The 20920-nt window shown below is 35.2% G+C and carries 17 protein-coding genes; 14 read left to right on the top strand and 3 right to left on the bottom strand.

Annotated features, from left to right (window positions below; genetic code table 11):
* Positions 1 to 11: 11 nt before the first annotated feature.
* The 6 genes from ftsH to ACODST_RS20785 all read left to right on the top strand — a co-directional run bounded on the left by ftsH (position 12) and on the right by ACODST_RS20785 (position 5252).
* Positions 12 to 1937: an ATP-dependent zinc metalloprotease FtsH gene (gene ftsH / locus ACODST_RS20810; RefSeq protein WP_488934012.1), complete on the top strand. Its 1926-nt coding sequence runs from the start codon at positions 12 to 14 to the stop codon at positions 1935 to 1937.
* A 116-nt stretch (positions 1938 to 2053) separates the two neighbouring features.
* The gene (locus tag ACODST_RS20805) at positions 2054 to 2659 is read left to right on the top strand and encodes a lactate utilization protein B/C (RefSeq protein WP_488934011.1); all 606 of its coding nucleotides are present in this window, start codon (positions 2054 to 2056) and stop codon (positions 2657 to 2659) included.
* A 1-nt stretch (position 2660) separates the two neighbouring features.
* Positions 2661 to 3551, top strand: a complete 891-nt coding sequence (locus ACODST_RS20800) for a phosphatidate cytidylyltransferase (RefSeq protein WP_488934010.1) — start codon at positions 2661 to 2663, stop codon at positions 3549 to 3551.
* Positions 3541 to 4194: a phosphatidylserine decarboxylase family protein gene (locus ACODST_RS20795; RefSeq protein ID WP_488934009.1), complete on the top strand. Its 654-nt coding sequence runs from the start codon at positions 3541 to 3543 to the stop codon at positions 4192 to 4194. The genes ACODST_RS20800 and ACODST_RS20795 overlap by 11 nt, the downstream gene beginning before the upstream one ends.
* Positions 4194 to 4463 (top strand): acyl-CoA-binding protein, encoded by a 270-nt coding sequence (locus tag ACODST_RS20790; RefSeq protein WP_488934008.1) that lies wholly within the window; start codon positions 4194 to 4196, stop codon positions 4461 to 4463. The genes ACODST_RS20795 and ACODST_RS20790 overlap by 1 nt, the downstream gene beginning before the upstream one ends.
* Positions 4464 to 4469: 6 nt before the next feature.
* Entirely contained in the window at positions 4470 to 5252 is a 783-nt protein-coding gene (locus ACODST_RS20785; protein WP_488934007.1) for a superoxide dismutase, read from the top strand.
* A gap of 61 nt (positions 5253 to 5313) precedes the next feature.
* Here the strand turns inward: ACODST_RS20785 and ACODST_RS20780 are convergent, their stop codons facing one another.
* A complete protein-coding gene (locus tag ACODST_RS20780) occupies positions 5314 to 7185 on the bottom strand; it encodes an alpha-amylase family protein (protein WP_488934006.1) in 1872 nt (623 codons plus the stop codon).
* Between the two features lie 273 nt (positions 7186 to 7458).
* On the opposite strand from ACODST_RS20780, the gene ACODST_RS20775 reads away from it, so the two are divergent.
* From ACODST_RS20775 to ACODST_RS20740, 8 genes are all read left to right on the top strand, one after another.
* Positions 7459 to 9138 (top strand): OstA-like protein, encoded by a 1680-nt coding sequence (locus tag ACODST_RS20775; RefSeq protein WP_488934005.1) that lies wholly within the window; start codon positions 7459 to 7461, stop codon positions 9136 to 9138.
* A gap of 135 nt (positions 9139 to 9273) precedes the next feature.
* Entirely contained in the window at positions 9274 to 10467 is a 1194-nt protein-coding gene (locus ACODST_RS20770; protein WP_488934004.1) for an aspartate aminotransferase family protein, read from the top strand.
* A 167-nt stretch (positions 10468 to 10634) separates the two neighbouring features.
* The gene (locus tag ACODST_RS20765) at positions 10635 to 12032 is read left to right on the top strand and encodes a tetratricopeptide repeat protein (protein ID WP_488934003.1); all 1398 of its coding nucleotides are present in this window, start codon (positions 10635 to 10637) and stop codon (positions 12030 to 12032) included.
* Positions 12032 to 12436, top strand: a complete 405-nt coding sequence (locus tag ACODST_RS20760) for an energy transducer TonB (protein ID WP_488934002.1) — start codon at positions 12032 to 12034, stop codon at positions 12434 to 12436. Before ACODST_RS20765 ends, ACODST_RS20760 begins: the two co-directional genes overlap by 1 nt.
* Complete coding sequence (locus tag ACODST_RS20755) at positions 12423 to 13169, top strand: shikimate dehydrogenase family protein (RefSeq protein ID WP_488934001.1); 747 nt, start codon at positions 12423 to 12425, stop codon at positions 13167 to 13169. The genes ACODST_RS20760 and ACODST_RS20755 overlap by 14 nt, the downstream gene beginning before the upstream one ends.
* A 65-nt stretch (positions 13170 to 13234) precedes the next feature.
* A complete protein-coding gene (locus ACODST_RS20750; RefSeq protein WP_488934000.1) occupies positions 13235 to 13984 on the top strand; it encodes a lipid A phosphoethanolamine transferase in 750 nt (249 codons plus the stop codon).
* Positions 13985 to 14231: 247 nt separating this feature from the next.
* Positions 14232 to 16223, top strand: coding sequence for a DUF349 domain-containing protein (locus ACODST_RS20745; RefSeq protein WP_488933999.1), 1992 nt, complete (start codon positions 14232 to 14234; stop codon positions 16221 to 16223).
* A gap of 183 nt (positions 16224 to 16406) precedes the next feature.
* Positions 16407 to 16826 carry an OsmC family protein gene (locus ACODST_RS20740; protein ID WP_488933998.1) on the top strand — a complete coding sequence of 140 codons (420 nt, stop codon included), beginning with the start codon at positions 16407 to 16409 and terminating at the stop codon, positions 16824 to 16826.
* 84 nt (positions 16827 to 16910) lie between these two features.
* Here ACODST_RS20740 and ACODST_RS20735 read toward each other — a convergent pair whose 3' ends face one another.
* Both ACODST_RS20735 and gyrA read right to left on the bottom strand, forming a co-directional pair.
* The gene (locus ACODST_RS20735) at positions 16911 to 18182 is read right to left on the bottom strand and encodes a tetratricopeptide repeat protein (protein WP_488933997.1); all 1272 of its coding nucleotides are present in this window, start codon (positions 18180 to 18182) and stop codon (positions 16911 to 16913) included.
* Positions 18183 to 18229: 47 nt separating this feature from the next.
* A complete protein-coding gene (gene gyrA / locus ACODST_RS20730; RefSeq protein ID WP_488933996.1) occupies positions 18230 to 20872 on the bottom strand; it encodes a DNA gyrase subunit A in 2643 nt (880 codons plus the stop codon).
* Positions 20873 to 20920 lie beyond the last annotated feature (48 nt).

The following is a 20920-nucleotide window of genomic DNA, read 5'->3' as shown; positions in this document are numbered from 1 at the left end:
AATTTTTCTAAATGGCTAAAGATAATAATCCAAATCCGAGTAAATTTAAAATAAGTCCCTGGTTAATATATACCGCAATACTTTTAGTTTTTTTATTTATAAGTTTTGCTACCGGTGGATCAAACTTAAGCGAACCTGCTCAGTTAACCTCTTCTAAATTCAATACTTTATTAGAAAAAGGACAAATTGAAAAAGTAATCGTTTACAATAAAGCTGAGGCCGAAGTTTACCTGACTCAGGCAGCCCTTAAAGATGCTGCGAATAAAAAAGTAGCAAAAGATCTTTTTGAAAGACCAAATAAAGGACCTCACTATACTTTAGAAATTGGTAATGACCAGATATTTCAAACTAAACTTGAAAAAGCGGTCAGCGATGGAAAACTGAAAGACTTTAACTTCATCCAGAAAAACAACTGGAGTGATATTTTAATCAGCTTACTTCCTATCATCATTATTATTGGTGTATGGATTTTCATCATGCGCAAAATGTCTGGCGGAGGTGCCGGCGGAGGCGGACAGATTTTCAACATTGGAAAATCTAAAGCTAAATTGTTCGATGAGAAAACAGATATTAAAACGACATTTAAAGATGTTGCTGGTTTGGAAGGTGCTAAAGAAGAAATTCAGGAAATCGTTGAATTCCTTAAAAACCCAGAAAAATATACGAACCTTGGAGGTAAAATTCCAAAAGGAGCTTTATTGGTAGGACCTCCGGGAACGGGTAAAACTTTATTGGCAAAAGCTGTTGCTGGTGAAGCACAGGTGCCTTTCTTCTCTTTATCAGGCTCTGATTTCGTAGAAATGTTTGTTGGAGTTGGTGCTTCACGTGTACGTGACTTATTCAAACAGGCAAAAGAAAAATCCCCTGCCATCATTTTCATTGACGAGATTGATGCCGTTGGTAGAGCAAGAGGAAAAAGCAATATGTCAGGCGGAAACGACGAAAGAGAAAACACACTGAACCAGTTATTGACAGAAATGGATGGTTTTGGTACTAACTCTAATGTAATTGTTCTGGCTGCAACCAACAGAGCCGATGTTCTTGACAAAGCTTTAATGCGTGCAGGACGTTTTGACAGACAAATTTTTGTTGACCTACCAGATATCAGAGAAAGAGCTGAAATTTTTAAAGTACACTTAGCTCCTATTAAAAAAGTTGAAGGTCTTGACTTAGATTTCTTAGCCAAACAAACTCCAGGATTCTCTGGTGCTGATATTGCGAATGTTTGTAACGAAGCCGCTTTAATCGCTGCCCGTAACAACAAAGCCGCAGTAGACAGACAGGATTTCCTTGATGCTGTTGACAGAATCATTGGCGGTCTTGAAAAGAAAAACAAAATCATTACTCCTGAAGAAAAAAGAGCAATTGCTATTCACGAAGCCGGTCACGCAACTGTAAGCTGGATGCTGGAACATGCCGCACCGCTTATCAAAGTAACAATAGTTCCCCGCGGACAAAGTTTAGGAGCAGCCTGGTATTTACCTGAAGAAAGACAGATCGTAAGAACAGATCAGATGTTAGACGAAATGTGTGCTACTATGGGAGGAAGAGCTGCAGAAAAAGTAACTTTTGACAGAATTTCTACCGGAGCTTTAAGCGACTTAGAAAAAGTAACACGTCAGGCACGAGCTATGGTAACAATTTACGGACTGAACGATAAAATTGGAAACGTGACTTATTACGATTCAACCGGGCAAAGCGAATACAATTTCTCTAAACCTTATTCTGATGAAACAGCTAAAATTATTGATGCCGAAATTTCAGAATTAATTGAAGGCCAATACCAAAGAGCGATTCAGATCCTTGAAGAAAACAAAGACAAGTTAAATCAGCTTGCTGATATATTAATTGAAAAAGAAGTTATTTTTAAAGATGACTTAGAAGCGATTTTCGGAAAACGTACTTTTGACAAAAATTTAGAAGAAGTGGTTTCGTAAATCCTTCTATAAATATGCAATATTTTTTAAAATCTTAATTCAAAATATCCTTTTGAATTAAGATTTTTTTATCTTTGAACGTTTTCAATTAACATGTAAAGCATTTCATATAAAAAATGAATTTTTTCAAAAAAATATTTGGTTCCGGCGAATCTGCTTCTGATGAAGAACACGAAAGCGAATACGCAGGAACTCCTGCCCAGAACAGCCATTTGTCATTAGATGAACAATTCATTTTTAATTTCAGGAAAAATGGCGGAAAATTTTTATACTGTGAAAACGCTCAGGAAGTTGCAGAACAATTTGAAAATATTTTAGAAGAAAACGACTGGTTTGAAAAAGAAGCTTTATGTTATGAATCAGTACTTTTTCATTTATTAGAAGAAAACAAATTATTTTATATAGCTCCTTCAGACCCTAAATTTCTGCTGGCAAAATGCGAAAATTTAATTGCAGATGAAGGCTCCATTTTGTTTTCCTCCAAACAAATAAGACAAAACAAACCTAACGATTTACCAGCTAATATTGTTATTCTTGCCACAACAAGCCAGATTGTTCCAATGAAAAGTGACGGCTTAAGTGCTATTAAACGCAAATACGAAAGAGACTATCCAACCAATATCACCACTATAAAATATTTCGAAAAAGCCAAAGAAGAAGATTTTACTCAATACGGCAGTGTTGCCAAAAATCTTTATTTACTGCTTTTAGAAGATCTTTAAGATGAACGAAACACTTAAGAGAACCATTTCTGGTGCTGTTTATATTGCTCTGCTGTTAACTTCTATTTTGTTTTCGACTGAAAGCTTCATCCTTCTTTTTGGTATTTTCTTAGTTATTACAATTTATGAATTTTCTAATATAGTAAACCTTAATAAGATCTTTGCGATTTTATTCGGAACAACACTATATACGGTTGTTATACTTATTAGTCATTATAACAAACAAACCACTGCTTATTTAAACAGTGTATTACAATCCAATCTGGATTTAAAAACCAACATTCAGGAGTTAGATCTTATACTTCTTGCAGTTACCTTAGTGGTATCTGTCAAATGCATCATCTTCCTGTTTTATGATTCTGTTCAAAAAGTAAGCATTTCTTCCAAATACTTATACCTTTTAGGATACATTACGTTACCCTTTATTTTTATTGTAAAAATTTCGTTTGGAACAAACAATTATAACCCTAAAATTATTCTGGGCTTATTTATTCTGATCTGGACCAACGACACTTTTGCCTATCTGGTTGGAAAATCAATGGGTAAACACAAATTATTTGAACGTGTTTCTCCTAAAAAGACCATTGAAGGTTTTTTAGGCGGAATGGTTTTCGCTGCTTTTGCCGGCTTTTTAATCTCAAAACTATACATTCGTCCAAATCCTGAATTTAGCAGTAAATCGATTCTGATATGGATGATTATTGCTTTAATAGTAAGTGTTTTTGGAACAATTGGAGACTTAATAGAATCCAAATTCAAACGAATTGCAGGTATAAAAGACAGCGGTTCGATAATGCCGGGACATGGAGGTATACTAGATCGTTTAGATAGTGTTATATTTGTAGCACCAATTATATTTTTATTTTATCAAATTTTATATTATGTTTCATAAAGAAGGAGCCCCATCTATTTTATTAGGAACAGTTTTTACTGTTGCCGTACTTGTAATTGCTGATAGATTTATAGATATCAATTGGCTGAGAATGCTTATTCAGATAGCAGCACTGTTGATCTTAATTATTATTTTACAATTTTTCAGAAATCCAAAAAGAATTGCTGTCAGAGACACGAATCATGTATTGGCTCCGGTAGACGGAAAAGTTGTAGTTATCGAAGAAGTATACGAAGGTGAATATTTTAAGGACAAGCGTTTGATGGTTTCTATTTTTATGTCACCAATCAATGTTCACGTAACCCGTTATGCAATGGATGGAATTATAAAATTCAGCAAATACCATCCTGGTAAGTTTCTGGTTGCCTGGCATCCAAAAGCCAGCGAAGAAAATGAAAGAACCACTGTAGTGATAGAAAATGACACTTTTGGAGAAGTTCTTTACAGACAAATTGCAGGAGCTCTGGCACGAAGAATTGTAAACTATGCCAAAGAAGGAACACAGGTTGTACAGGGAACTGATGCCGGTTTCATTAAATTTGGATCAAGAGTAGATTTATTTTTACCTTTAGGTACACCAATTAATGTTGTTTTAGGACAAAAAGCCATTGGAGCCAAAACTATTATCGCTTCAAAAGCATAATGACGGAAAAAGATTTAGATACACGTTTTTCCGAGGCCGTAGAAACCGCAATGAAAATGACACAGGCCTCACTGCCGCAAGATGTGCAGTTAAGACTTTATGCCTTTTATAAACAGGCCACTTTTGGAACAGCAGTCTATCATCAGTCTGATAATTTTGATTTGAGAAATGCTTTTAAAACCAATGCATGGATGCAGATCAGCCATTTATCAAGTGATGAAGCAAAAGAGAATTATATCGAAATTATTAATTCACTCACATCAAAATAAATCATTATGAAGAAAAACATCGTCCGCTTCAGCATTTTAGCTTCATTTTTATTATTATTTTCTTGTAATGACAACAATAAGCTGACTGAAGTTGTAGAAGTTCCACTGCCTACAAAAGAAGAAAAAATAACAATTGGCTCGCCAAACGACGTAAAAGCAGATCCGGGTTCTTTTGAACTTACCAAACTGCCTTTTGCTTACGACGGACTAAGCCCGGCTTTACGATCTCTAACTATGGAAACTCATTATTCCAAACATTATTTATCGTACACAAATAATTTCAATAAAGAGATTGTCTCAACAGAATATGAAAATATGCCCATCGAGGATATTTTAAAAAAAATGGATCTGAGCAATGCCAAACTTCGTCAAAATGCGGGAGGTTATTATAACCATACCCTTTATTTTAATATTTTAACCCCAAAAGAGCAGACACCAAAAGACACCCTTTCGGGATCTATCAACAAAGAGTTTGGTTCTTTTGACAACCTGACCAATCAATTTAAAGGACAGGCAGAAAAACAATTTGGCTCAGGCTGGGTTTGGTTAGTAGTAGACCGCTACGGAAAACTCCAGATAACCACAACAGAAGATCAGGACAATCCATTAATGAAAAACGCTTTGATCCCTGGAACCCCAATTTTAGGCATCGACTTATGGGAACATGCTTATTACCTCGATTATCAAAACAGAAAAGGAAGTTATATTGACGCTTTCTACCAACATATAAACTGGGAGAAAGTAAACGAATATTACGTCGAAGCCCTTAAAAAGGTCAAAAAAGTATAAAACTAAAAAAAGCTGATACAAATTGTATCAGCTTTTTTTTCACTATCTCTTTTCACTTTTTTTACTCAAGCTCATATATAAAAGATTCCGAAGGTGCTATTTTTATTTTGACAGTCCCTTCCCCATTGTTTACAAGCAGTTTTACCATACTTTTTTGATACAACTGATCCGTAAGCTTATATTCACCGTCTTTCACATTCCATTTTGCAATAACGTCCGCCGGAATCTTCAAATCAAATTCACTTGTTTTTTCTGAAGAAAAGTTCGCTGTAATAATTAACTTTTGTTTTTCTGACCAGCGAACATACGAGTAAATCAATTCATCGTAACCAGCATTATTTTGACGATTTACAGATTGTATTTCCTGAAAACTCCCCATCAAAGCGGGGCTTTTTAAAGAAAAATTCAATAGTCGTTTGTAAAAATCACGCAATGATTTTTCAGAATCAGATAATTGCCCTCCGTCAAATTTCCCTCCATTCATCCATTTTTGATGATTGGGTACACCAATATAATCAAAAATAGAAGTTCGGGAACGGGTTCCAAAACCCGCATTTTCATTTCCGGCCTCTCCTGTTTCCTGTCCAAAATAAATCATGGTAGGCGATGTACTTAAAGTTGTTGAAACTACCATCAAAGGCTTTCCCTTTTCCGGATTTCCTGCAAACTCAGGCGAAGCCAGACGCTGTTCATCATGATTATCTAAAAAATGAAGCATATGATGTTCAATATCGGCCATTCCTTTCTGAATATCTGATAATCCGTCTGGAGATGATTTCCCGCGAATAATATCTTTCAGTTTATCATAAGTTTCTACTTTATCATATAAATAATCCATTTTTCCCAAACGGATATAATTGCGATATTCATTTGGATTATAAACCTCCGCCAGTAAAAAAGCATTTGGATTTTTCATCTTAATAGAAGAATTCATATAACTCCAAAACTCGTAAGGCACCATTTCTGCCATATCGTAACGAAAACCATCAACTCCTTTTGCAATCCAGTATAAAGCAATCGATCTGAACTTTTTCCAGGAATCCGGTACCTCTTTGTCCTGCCAGAATGCAAAATGTTCTGTGTATGCTTTTTGATCAAAACCTGCAGGAAGTTCCGGAAAATCTTTTGTGCCGTCCGGACGTACGCCATAATTTACTTTCACTGTTTCATACCAGTCATTTTGGTCCGGTTTTACCTTGCGCGAACCATTCCCTGTCCATTTTGCCGGCTTTTCATCAAAAACACCATCAACGAGAGCATTCTTTTCTCCATTCAGCGGAACATCTCCATCCGGAATCTCAAAATGAGAATTTGGTATATAATAGAAATTATTATCCCGTTTATACTCAGCTGTCACATCATCATCTGCGCCAAAATCTTTTACTCCCTCAGGATTATTTTTTCCTTCATATTTACGGGCAATATGGTTGGGAACAATATCGATAATCAATTTTAATCCTGCTTTATGAGTTCTGGCAATCAAATCCTCAAACTCCTGTAATCTGTTGGCAGGGTTTACCGCCAGATCAGGATTTACATTATAATAATCTTTCACTGCATAAGGAGAACCGGCACGTCCTTTTACTACCTCCGGATCGTCATTTGAGATTCCGTATCCGGTATAATCACGTACCAAAGCATGATGAGGCACTCCTGTATACCAGATATAGGTTACCCCAAGATCTTTAATTTCATGAAGTGCTTTATCTGTAAAATCATTAAATTTTCCAACACCATTTTCTTCAATTGTCCCCCACGGTTTATTAGTTGTGTTTTTATTTCCAAACAAACGGGTAAAAACCTGATACACCACAATTTTATGATCTTTTGAATTTTCTTCTTTTACTTCACTCATTTTTACATCTTTTGTTTTACAGCCTGAAAACAGGATTGTTACGGCCATACCAACAGCAATACATTTACTTTTTATCATATTTTTTTAAATCTAAACTACGATTTTGATATTTTAAACTTCATTACAAAATTCAAAACCAGTTACTAAATTTAGTTTATTTTTCAGAACCTCAAAAAAACACCTTTTGATTTCTTAGCAGGTCCCCGCAAAACAGCTTACTACAACGTAAGAGTTCTCTCTTTTGTTGATAAATAAAAACAAAAACATTCTTTACATTTTGAAACATAAATTAATCCTAATAACAATCTAAGGTTATAACCTTTTTCATAAATTTGACAAAAATTTAATCAGTTGAAGAAATCACTCTTTTTCATATCTTACTGTCTGCTTTTATTAAGTATACAAATTGTTTCTGCACAGGCGAAAAAAGGCACTCCGGCACCCAAAAAAATCAATATAGAACATTCTGATTTTCTAGATGTTGACCAGGTTTTAGTTCCTGACGGAATCCTGCTGACCGGAAATGTAAAAGTAAACCACGACGGTGTGGTGCTTACTTGTAACAAAGCATATTATTTCCAGAAAGAGAACTATTTAAAAGCGTTTGGAAATGTCCAGCTGGTACAGGGTGACACCTTATTTTTGAACAGTAAATATGCTGAATACAGCGGAAATATAAAAAAAGCTTTTGCGACCGGAAATGCCGTAATGACTTCACCTGATGCTACTTTACAGACGGATACCATTAATTTTGACCGAAATACTCAGGAAGTTTTTTACAACACAAAAGGAACCATTATTAACAAAGACAATACTTTAGTAAGCAAATCCGGAAAGTATTTTGTTGCAGAGAAAAAATTCCAGTTCCTGACAGAAGTAACCATCACAAATCCTAAGTACGTAATTAAATCCAACCATTTAGATTATTACAGTAATTCCGGACATACCTACTTACTCGGGCCTTCTACTATTACGAGTAAAGCAAATTATATTTATACGGAAAGGGGGTTTTATGACACCAAAAAAAATCTCGCTCACTTTTTACGGAAATCCTATATCAAATATGACGACCGGCTTATAGAGGGAGATAGTTTATTTTACAACAGAAATACTGAATTTGCTTCGGCAACCCGGAATGTAAAAATCACAGATTCTATTAACAAAGGACTTGTTAAAGGGCACTATGCCGAAATTTACAAACTAAAAGATTCGATGTACGTCACCAAAAGAGCCGTTGCCATCAACTTAGTTGAGAACGATTCTGTTTACATTCACGGACAGAAATTAATGGTTACCGGAAAAGAAGGAGAGCGAATTTTAAGAGCATTTAAAAATGTCCGTTTTTATAAAATCGATATGAGTGGAAAATGTGATTCGATTCATTCCAATTCCAAAACAGCTCTTACCAAACTGATTGGAAATCCGATTTTATGGAATGGTGAAAGCCAGATTACAGGAGATATAATGCATTTAATTGGTGATAATAACACCAAAAAACTGGATTCACTAAAAGTGCTTAACAATACCTTTTTAATTTCAAAAGATACTTTAGGAACGGGATACAATCAGGTTAAGGGGCTCAATTTATTTGGAAAATTCAGAGAAGGAAAACTTCATGATGTAGATGTCGTCAAAAATACCGAAGTGGTCTATTTTATGCGGAATGATGACAATGAATTAATTGGAATTAACAAAAACGTAAGCAGTAAAATCAACCTGATCCTTGAAAATAATGCAGTAGAAAATATTACTTTTTTCAACAGAGTCGACGGCGATATGTATCCCGAGGAAGATCTGCCTGAAAATGCCCGTAAACTTCGTGGGTTTATCTGGCGCGGTAATGAAAGAATCAAATCAAAAGATGATATTTTTACAGAAGAAGACAACGAACTTAACGAAAAATTAGTCAAAGAAGGTAAAGAGCAGGAAGAAAAAAATAAAAATGTTCCGCTAAAAGTCAGAAAAGAAACGCTGAATTACGACAAAAAGAAACCGGCTGTAAAACCAGAAGCCGCGCCTAAGAAAAAGTAGCTTTTTTTTAGTTTTCAGTCACCATCTCAGTATTCAGCAGTCTGAAACGTGAAACAAAAAGCTTCTCACTGCCTTTGTCACTTTAAGAGTAAAAATTCTTAAGGTTAGCAACTTAGTCACTTAGTACCTAAAAAAATGAATCCGGATTTTATAAAATATCAGGCTCAAACTTCTCCTTATCCTTTAGGAATGGAAGTTTCGCACGCCATTGGCTCTTATATTTACGATACCAACAATAAAAAATATTTAGATTTTGTTGCCGGGGTTTCGGCCTGTACACTGGGACATCAGCATCCGAGAGTGAATCAGGCCATTAAAGACCAGCTCGACAAATATTCGCATGTTATGGTTTACGGAGAATACTCGCAGAGTCCGGCCGTACAATATTGCAAATTAATGGCTTCTCTCCTGCCCGAATCACTTAGTAAGACTTATTTGGTAAACTCAGGTACAGAAGCAATCGAAGGCGCTTTAAAACTAGCCAAAAGAGCCACAGGACGCAGTCAGCTGATTTCGTGCCACAATGCTTATCATGGAAATACCATGGGTTCTATGAGTGTCATGGGATTTGAAGAGCGCAAGCAGGCTTTCAGGCCTTTGCTTCCTGACGTAGATTTTATCACTTTCAACAACGAGGCCGATTTAGAAAAAATAACAACAAGAACGGCTGCCATACTTTTAGAAACCATTCAGGGTGGTGCCGGATTCATCCAGCCGGAAAACAACTTTCTGCAAAAAGTCCGCAAACGCTGTGATGAAGTAGGCGCTTTAATGATTGTAGATGAAATTCAGCCGGGTTTTGGCAGAACCGGAAAGCTTTTTGGATTCCAGACTTATGAGGTTGTCCCTGATATTGTGGTAATGGGAAAAGGCATGGGAGGCGGAATGCCGGTGGGGGCTTTTACAGCATCGGCTGAAAGAATGGACCTTTTGACCGAAAATCCGAAGCTGGGGCATATAACCACTTTTGGGGGACATCCTGTCATTGCGTCAGCCTGTCTGGCTACTTTGCAGGAATTAACTGAAACAAATTTAATGCAGGAAGCACTTGAAAAGGAAAAACTCTTCAGATCGCTTTTGGTACATCCTTTGATAAAAGAAGTAAGAGGAAAAGGATTAATGCTGGCAGCAATGACCGAATCAGCAGAAATAACTAATGAAGTTATTTTAAATTGTCAGGATAAAGGTTTAATATTGTTCTGGCTTTTGTTTGAAGGATGCGCCATCCGTATCACACCGCCATTAACCATTTCCGAAGAAGAAATAAAGGAAGGCTGTGCCATAATTCTGGAAGTTATGGATGAAATACTGAAAAAAGAAAAAGCATAACAATAACCCGTTTAATCTTTTTCAAATCAAAAGATTAAACTTAAAAACAGAATGAAATTTCTGTGATTTTTGTTAATTAAATTGTTCAAAACAATTAATTTTCCTTCCTGACATCAATAAAATGGTTGCCTAAATTTATAACAGGCTAATTTCAAATAAAACAGAGTATGCAATTAAGCAACGAAGAAGAAGATTATAACCTATCCTTATCAAAGTTTGAGTCGATGTTAAAAACAAACAAAGTACTCTTTTTTGATTCTGAAGAATTTGAAGAAATTATTCTTCATTATTTAGACATAGGCAAGGCTAATTTAGCAAAAAAGGCCTTAAAACTTGCATTAGATCAGCATCCAAAATCTACGGGCTTAAAATTAGTACAAGTAGAAATGCTGGTTTACGAAGACAAACTCGAAATTGCAGAGAAGCTTTTAAACGAGTTGTATGCCATAGAACCTAACAACGAGGAAATTTACATCCAGAAAGCCAATATTTGTTCCAAACGAGACCAGCACGAAAAGGCAGTAGAACTGCTTAAAATTGCGCTGCAGTATACCGATGATTATGCCGATGTATACAATCTTATAGGGATGGAATATCTTTTTATGGATAACCTTGAACTGGCCAAAGAAAGCTTTATCAAATGCCTTGAAGAAGATTTAGAAGACCAGTCTGCCCTGTATAACGTAGTATATTGTTTTGAATTTTTAGATCAGAATCAGGAAGCTATCGTATACCTGAACGATTATATCAATAAAAATCCATATAGTGAAATTGCCTGGCATCAGCTTGGCCGACTTCATTATGGTGTAAAAGAATACGAAAATGCCATTCGTGCTTTCGATTATGCCACCTTAATTGATGATGAGTTTTTAGGGGCATTCATGGAAAAAGCAAAAGCATACGAGCGTCTTAAAAAGTATCACGAAGCTATTGAAAGCTACAATCGCACCATTGAACTGGACGATGCAACATCCTATGCACTGCTTAGAATTGGGAAATGCTATGAAAAATTAGGAAATTCCATAAAAGCGCTTCAGTATTACAACCAGACTGTTCACGAAGATCCGCTTCTGGACAAAGGATGGATTGCTATTACCGACTTTCATGTCCGTCAGAAGAACTTTCAAAAAGCCTTATTTTTTGTAAATAAAGCACTGGCAATCGACAACCAAAACCGTTTGTACTGGAAGCGTTATGCTACCATTAACAAACAAATGAACTTTTTTGAAGAAGCCGAATTCGGATACAGAAAAGCCGTAGAATTTGGTGATTATGCACTGGATACCTGGTTATTCTGGGTAGATATTCTTCAGTTTCTGGGAGAATTTGAAAGCGCAATCCAGACTTTACTGCAGGCGACCGAGTATTTTCCGGAAGAAAACGAAATCGAATACCGTTTAGCAGGATTGTATTTTATGATTCAGGACAATACCAAAGCAAAATTTCATTTGAGCAACGGTTTACGCTTAAACTTTGATAATTATATCATTATCGAAGATTTGTTCCCGGTTGTATGGACAAAAAAAATGGTTAAAAATTATATCGAAAAACACAGAAAACAATAATGAAAAAAATCTTTACAATTTTATCCCTTACCGTGATGAGTTTTACTTTTGCCCAAAGTAAAGTTGCAGCCGTAACCAATAAAGTATACAATCAGGAACAAGTTGAGCTGAGAGCTGAATTTACCGGAGGTATCGAAAAAATGAGAGAATTTCTTCAGGCAAATTATATTATCCCTAAGGAAATGAGCTCTACAAACACCCGTGGACAGCTCATCAGTACATTTGTTGTAGAAAAAGACGGAAGTATCAGTGATATCAAAATCACCAAAGATTTAGGCATGAATACCGGTGAAGAAATGATCCGCGTGATTAAATCAATGCCTAAATGGGAACCCGGAGAAATGTACGGAAAAATAGTACGTGTATTATACACCTTACCATACTGTCCAAATGGAGGTAATTAAAAAAAGATTTGGCTTATTAGGCCGAAATATAAGTTATTCGTTTTCAAAAGGATATTTTACAGAAAAATTTAACAACGAAGTTTTTGAAGGCTGCAGCTATGAAAATTTCGACATTTCCGAAATTGGTCATTTAACAGGACTTCTTAAAAATAATCCTGATCTAAAAGGGCTGAATGTTACCATTCCTTATAAGGAACAGGTTATTCCTTTTTTAGACAAATTATCCAGAAAAGCAGCTTTAATAGGTGCCGTAAACACCATTAGATTTACTAAAAACGGGAAATTAAAAGGATATAACACCGATTATTACGGCTTTAAAAAATCACTAAAACCATTATTAGAGCCGCATCATAAAAAGGCTTTAATTCTGGGTACCGGCGGCGCTTCTAAAGGAGTCGCTTTTGCTCTTGATGAGCTTAATATTCCCTATACTTTTGTTTCAAGGGAAGCTAAAGAAAATATCATTGATTACAATCTTATCAATGCTACAACTTTTGACAACTTTCAAATCATAATCAACTGTACTCCGGTTGGAACAAGCCCAAATATCGAGGCTTGTCCTGATCTTCCATATGAGTTTTTCACCGAAAAACATATTGCTTACGATCTGATTTATAATCCGGCAGAAACGCAGTTTTTAAAAAATGCCAAAGAGAAAGGGGCTGTAATTAAAAATGGTTACGATATGCTTATTTTTCAGGCAGAGAAAGCCTGGAAGATCTGGAACAAATAAAAAAGTCTAAAAATCAGGACATTAAAGTAAAATTTGTAATTTAGTCTACTCATTTGTAGATAGTTATGAATAAAACATTACTTTACTTCTGCATATTGTACTTTATTTTTTCAGCTGTAGTAACCGCTCAGGACACTATTCGATTTAACAATCCGTTTTCAGAACCCCGATACCATTATTTTTTAAAAACCATTTTACTTTTTAATGAATATCTGGATACTGAAAACGGTTCTTTTAATACCACTCAGTTACGTTTTCTTTATCCTGTAGGAAACAAAGCCTGGAACCTCCGATTTGATCTCCCTTTAATCTCGGCAAATACAAGTGCCGCCAGCAAAACCGGAATTGGTGATATTGGCGCAGGTATTAGTTACATCCCTTATATGCAGCAGAACAATGCCGTTGCTCTAAGAGCAAGAGTAGTTTCAAATTCTGCCTCCGATCCAAATTTTGGCAGTGGTAAATGGCTCTTCATTCCTACTATTTTCTACGGACGTTATTTAAAATCAAAACAATATTTATGGATTTCATCACTGGAATACCAAACCAGTTTTGCGGGACACAGTGACCGGAATACCGTAAATGTAACTGCTTTCGAAAATGTGATCCTTTGGTTTTTTGGAAAAAACTGGATTGCGGCTGATGCAGCCTTTCGTTATAACAATACTTTAAAGGGATTTCAAAATAATGCTTTTTTAGAATTTGGGCGTAAAATTACACCAGACAATTTAGTTTATATTCATCCAAGTGCAGCATTTGGAGGACAGAAAACATACAACTTTGGGCTCGAAATGGGTGTTCTGATATTATTTTAACTGAGGATAAAACAAAAATTAAACTTTAAATTACTACTTTTAATTTCATTTTTCTAAAAATGATACGAAATACAAATTTCAATTTCATTCGGAAAACCAGTAAAAATTAACATACAACAGACATAAACACAAGCAAAGGGTAAGAATTTAATGGTAAAATACCGTTTAAGCAAACGATTTATTTTGTAGTTAGAAACACCTTTACTATCTTTCGCACTGTTTAAAGTAAAACCTTATACATTTAAAAATGTTAGAAGAAAAGAACGATAACCTGCAGGAAGCAGACGGAAAATTAGGAATCGAAACCGATTCTACTCAAAATGACACAGTTGAAACAGCAGATATCCCAAACGCTGAAGAAACTTCAATTTCAAATACTGAAACTGAGAATAAAAAACCAGTTGAAACGGAAGAAACTGCTGATCATCAAAGTGCATTGGATGCCATAAACAATTCAAATGCAGAAGAAGGCGAAGATGAAACATTAAAAGAGCGTCATGAAATTCCTATGAAGGATTATCACACGTTTTCTCTGGACGCACTTGTCGATGAACTTAAAAAACTGGTAAATACAGATAAAATAATGTCTGTAAAAGATCATATTGAAGAAATCAAAAAATCGTTTCTTTTACAGTACAATCATTTCTTAGAAGAAAAAAGAGAAGAATTTAATGCTTCAAAAGAAGATCCTAACGAAGAATTTGAATATCACTCTCCTTTAAAATCAAAATTTGACGAATATTACAATATTTTCAGAGAGAAAAGAAATGTACACTTTAAGCATTTACAGACTAATTTAAAATCAAATCTTGAAACCAGACTTGCTATAGTTGAGGAATTAAAAGAACTTATAAATCCTCAGGAAAATATTAAAGATACCCTTAAGCATTTTAATGACTTAAGAGAAAGATGGAAAAATGCCGGAGCAATTCCAAAAGACAAATACAATCATGTCTGGAACAATTACCATTTTCATTTAGAGAATTTTTACGATTACCTGCACCTGGACCGTGAAGCAAGAGATTTAGATTTTAAACACAATCTGGACCAGAAGCAAAAAATTATTGCAAGAGTCGAGGAACTTGTCAATGAAACGGATGTAAACAAAGCTTTTCGTGAATTACAGGATTTACATCGTCTCTGGAAAGAAGATATTGGCCCGGTTTCAAAAGAACACCGTGATTCGATCTGGAATAAATTTAGCGAACTGACTAAAAAAATCCACGATAAAAGAGAACTTTTATTTGAAGGCCAAAGAGCTAATGAGCAGCAGAATCTCGAAATCAAAAAGGAAATTATTGCCAAAATTGAAGTTTTAGGCACTGAGAAAGTAAACTCGCATTCACAATGGCTGGTTCAGATTCAAAAAGTAGAAAATTTAAGAAACGAGTTTTTTGCGGCGGGAAAAGTTCCTTCTGAAGTAAATGAAGAAACCTGGGCAGCCTTTAAAAATGCCGTTCGAAATTTTAATGCCTTTAAAAATTCATTTTACAAAGACATCAAAAAGGATCAAAACGATAATTTAAACAAAAAAATGGCTCTTGTGGCCAAAGCCAAAGAACTTCAGGAAAGCACTGATTTTGCTTCGACTACTCCAATTATGAAACAAATTCAGGAGGAATGGAAACAGATTGGGCATGTTCCTAAAAAGTATTCAGACAAAATCTGGAAAGAATTCAAAGACGCATGTAACCATTACTTTGACAAACTTAAAGAACACAAATCCGAAGAAAATGCGGATGAAGTAGCCGCTTTTGACAATAAAAAAGCCTATTTAGATATCTTAAGAGCCTATCAGTTAACAGGAGACCATAAAACTGATTTAGATGCTATTAAACAGCATATTGAAATCTGGAAAGGTTATGGAAAAGTTCCTTTTTCAAGACGTCATATTGAAGGAAAGTTCAACAAAATTTTAGATGCTCTTTTTGAAAAATTAAGCTTAAGCAAAAAAGAATCTGAAATGATGCGTTTTACCAACAGAATCGATTCTTTATCTGACAGTAATGACACCCGTAAACTGGACAATGAAAAGATTTTTATCATGCGTAAAATTGAAGAAGTACAAAATGAAATCTTTCAGTTAGAAAACAATATTCAGTTTTTCACTAATACTAAAAATGCTAAAAAGGAAAATTCAATTGTTCTTGAAGTACGCAAAAATATCGCTATACACAAAGAAAGCCTGGAAGTATGGAAAGATAAATTAAAACAATTAAGAAACTTAAACCAGGAATAGGTTAAGATCTCAAAATACTTAAAAGAGGTGTAATGACAATATTCATTACACCTCTTTTTTTATGAATTTACTTTCAAATAACAAATTGATAAATTAATACTGGAAAATATTCGCTATATTTGATTAACCACTATTTATTGATAATCAACAAAATACAGTTATTAATTTTTAATTACCAAGAAAATGAAATTTACTAGAAAAGCAAATGCCAACTGGAAAGGAACCGGTATGGAAGGAAAAGGAACAATAAGCACACAAAGCACCACTTTAGATAACGCACAGCTGTCTTTTAAAACGAGATTTGCAGACGGTGTGGGTACAAACCCGGAAGAACTTATAGCAGCCGCTCATTCAGGCTGTTTTACAATGCAGTTAAGCTTTTTACTAAACGAAGCCGGCTTTACAGCTGATGATTTAACAACGGAAGCTACCGTAACTTTTGAAGACGGTTCTATCACCTTAATTCATTTGGACTTAAAAGGAAAAGTTCCTTCTATTTCTGCAGAAGAATTTGAAAAAACAGCTGCAAAAGCCAAGGAAATATGCCCTATTTCCAAACTTTTAAATACAACTATTACCTTGTCAGCCGTATTAGTTAATTAAAGAAAGTAACGATTTAAAAATGGAGCCATAAAAAAACCATCCGTTGTGGGCGGATGGTTTTTTATTATATTCCCAACAAACTAATTAGTTCATTGTTGCTTTTAAAGCTTTAGCTTCGGCAGTCATCTCCAAAGCTTTATAAACTCCTAATAATGTCTTAGCAACATCTTCGTTTTTAGGATCTAGTTCATTTGCTTTTTTAAGATAAGGAATAACCCCTTTGAAAACATTTTCTCTCTGTGCTTTTAAAACATCATAACGTTTCATGTCTTTTGCAGAAGTTCCCAGTTTATTCATTTCGTCAATGATTGGTTTTTCAGCCTCCAATTTCAATGCCGCCAGATTCAAATAAGCATTTGCATAATTTGGATTAATCTCAATTGCTTTTAAATAGTATTTTTCAGCATCCTCATTGTTTTTAGCATTTGAACTTAAAACACCAAGATTAAATACTAAGTCGGCATTGTTTGGATCTTTTTGCAAAGCTTCACCAACCAGTTTTTTGTACATTTCAAAATCTTTAGTCTCAAGGTACAGGTTAGCCTCAGTTAAAATCAAAGACGAATCGTCCGGATTTGTTTTTCTGGCATCCGCAATTGCTTTTTTCGCATCTTCTGTACGTCCTTTCTGAACTAAAATCAAAGCAAGATTTTTATAAATCTCACCTCTTTTTGAAGGAATAGCTTCTGTTTTTGGCTTCTCGTGAGTACCTAATTTCACTGCCAAATCTCTTTCTTTAGCATCACTGAAATTATCTTCGCTTCCGCTTGCTTTATTTACAGCCAGATACAAAGTTCCTTTACCTGAATAATTTAATTTTTTTAATTCTTCATACATTGGAAGAGCTGCATCATAATCCTGTGCATTTACTGCTGTAGAAGCAGCATAATAAAGATTGATAGTATCTTTTCTGTCTAACTGATAAGCGTCATACAATTTTTTTGCTCCCTCAGAATGTTTATTAGCCTGAGTATCTGCGATAGCCGAATTAATCAACAATCCTTTAATATTAGTAATAGAAGCAGCTGCCTGAGTAGAATATTTCTGTTTTCCGGAAGCTTTTTCAAGATCGATTAATTTTTTGTAACTATCAGCAGCAGCACTTAAATTTTTACTCTCTTCTACTTTTTTAGTAGCAAGATCTAAATAAGCATTCCCTTGTACAAAATAGTATTGAGCCTGCTCTGTATCTTTAGCATTTACGATCAGGTTCTCAGCATCTTTTAATTGTGCAAGTGCTCCCTGAGCATCACCGCTTTTTAATGCTTTTTCGGCACTTTTAATTTGATCTTTTTGAGCAAACGTAGCTACAGAGATCAGTAAGGCTGACGCTAGTATTACATATTTACTTTTCATAGTGTTCAATTTGTATATTTAATTTAATATTCTTGTAGTTTCTCTTTTTATTCTTCAGATTCTTCTTCATCAGCAGAATCATCTTCTTCGATCTCTTCCTCTGTATCGTCGTCGTCATCTTCTTCAGCCGTTCCGTCATCTTCAAGAACTTCTAAATCCGGTTTTACTCTTTCGATAGCAGGCTCTACAACATTACCGTCTTCATCAACAACTACTTCTTCAGCGTCGTCTTTCATTACTTTGGTAACAGCAGCAATAGAATCTTTTCCTTTTAAGTTAATCAGCCTAACACCCTGAGTAGCACGTCCCATAACACGTAAATCCTCAATTGCCATTCTGATGGTCAATCCTGATTTATTAATGATCATCAGGTCATCAGAATCCGTTACTGCATTAATAGAAATCAGCTTACCAGTTTTATCTGTGATATTAAGCGTTTTAACTCCTTTACCTCCACGGTTGGTAATTCTGTACACATCTTCACCATCATCATCAACCAGTTTAGTACGTTTACCATATCCGTTTTCAGTAACCACTAAAATTTGTGAATCGGCAATATCATTTTTAGCTACAGTAACCATACCAATTACTTCATCAGTATCATCTTTTAAGGTAATACCGCGAACTCCTGAAGCGGTTCTTCCCATCGGACGTGTTTTGGTTTCCTCAAAACGAACTAATTTACCTGACTTAACCGCTAAAATAATCTGACTTTCTCCATCTGTTAATTTTGCTTCCAGTAATTCATCACCTTCTTTAATGGTAATAGCAGCAACTCCATTAGCACGAGGTTTCGAATACTTCTCTAAAGAAGTTTTCTTCACCTGCCCTTGTTTCGTTACCATTACAAGATTATGTGTATTGATATAGTCTTTATCCTTTAAGTCTTGTGTACAAATAAAAGCTTTTACTTTATCTTCACTTTCAATATTGATCAGGTTCTGGATAGCTCTTCCTTTTGCTGTTTTACTTCCTTCCGGAATTTCATACACACGCATCCAGAAACATTTTCCTTTTTGTGTAAAGAACATCATATACTGATGGTTTGTAGCAACAAACATGTGCTCAAGGAAATCCTGATCTCTGGTTCCGGCACTCTTCTGTCCTACTCCTCCTCTGTTCTGTGTCTTGTATTCAGATAAGTTGGTACGTTTGATATAACCCGCATGTGAAATCGTAATTACTACATTCTCATCCGCAATTAAATCTTCAATACTCACATCACCTCCTGAATACTCGATTTGAGAACGACGATCATCTCCGTATTTATCACGAATTTCAATCAGTTCTTCTTTAATTAAGTCCGTTCTTAAATTAATGTCTGCTAATAAAGCTTTCAAATGCTCAATTAATTTCATCAATTCATCATATTCCGCTCTTAATTTATCCTGCTCCAGACCTGTTAACTGACGCAGACGCATTTCTACAATAGCACGAGCCTGAATATCGGATAATTTAAATCTTTCGATCAATTTTTCTCTGGCTTCGTCTGTATTTTTAGACCCTCTAATTAACGCAATTACTTCGTCGATATTATCAGAAGCAATGATTAAACCTTCTAAAATATGTGCTCTTTCTTCTGCTTTACGCAATTCAAACTGCGTTCTTCTCACTACAACATCATGACGGTGCTCAATAAAGTAGTGAATCATATCTTTCAGATTCAGCAACTGAGGACGTCCTTTTACTAAAGCAATATTGTTTACACTAAAAGAAGATTGTAATTGAGTGTATTTATATAAGGTATTTAAAACTACGTTTGGCGTAGCATCACGTTTTAAGATATAAACGATACGCATACCATTTCTATCCGACTCGTCACGAATATTGGCAATGCCTTCAATTTTTTTCTCGTTTACTAAATCAGCCGTACGTTTAATCATTTCGGCTTTGTTAACCTGATATGGAATTTCAGTAACGATAATAGATTCTCTTCCGTCAACTTCTTCAAAACCAACTTTCGCACGCATTACAATACGTCCTCTACCTGTTTTAAAAGCTTCACGAACGCCTTCATATCCATATATTATACCTCCTGTTGGAAAATCAGGAGCTTTAATATGTGTCATTAATTCATCTACCTCAATATCATTATTATCAAGAAAAGCTAAAGTACCATTGATAACTTCGGTTAAATTGTGCGGCGGCATATTGGTTGCCATACCAACTGCAATACCTGTTGCTCCGTTTACCAATAAAGTAGGAACTCTGGTAGGCATTACTTTTGGTTCATATATTGTATCGTCAAAGTTCAATTGAAAATCAACTGTTTCTTTTTCAATATCTGCCATAATTTCTTCAGAAATCTTACGCATTCTGGCCTCAGTATAACGCATCGCTGCCGGACTGTCACCATCAACAGATCCAAAGTTACCCTGACCATCCACTAATAAATAACGCATACTCCATTCCTGCGCCATACGAACCATTGCATCATAAACAGAAGTATCTCCGTGCGGGTGGTACTTACCCAGAACCTCTCCTACAATTCTCGCTGACTTTTTGTGGGCAGATCTTGACGTTACACCCAAATCATACATTCCGTAAAGAACTCTTCGGTGCACTGGTTTCAAGCCATCTCTAACATCAGGAAGTGCTCTCGATACAATTACTGACATCGAATAATCGATGTAAGCTGACTTCATTTCATCCTCTATGTTAATAGGAATTAACTTTTCTCCTTCAGACATAAGTTGTTATATTAAATAATTATATTAGTTACAAAGCGTGCCAAGATA

It is taken from the genome of Flavobacterium sp. FG19, assembly GCF_057809475.1.
Note: the sequence above shows the minus strand (reverse complement) of the source record. Positions and strands in the feature narration are given on the sequence as shown.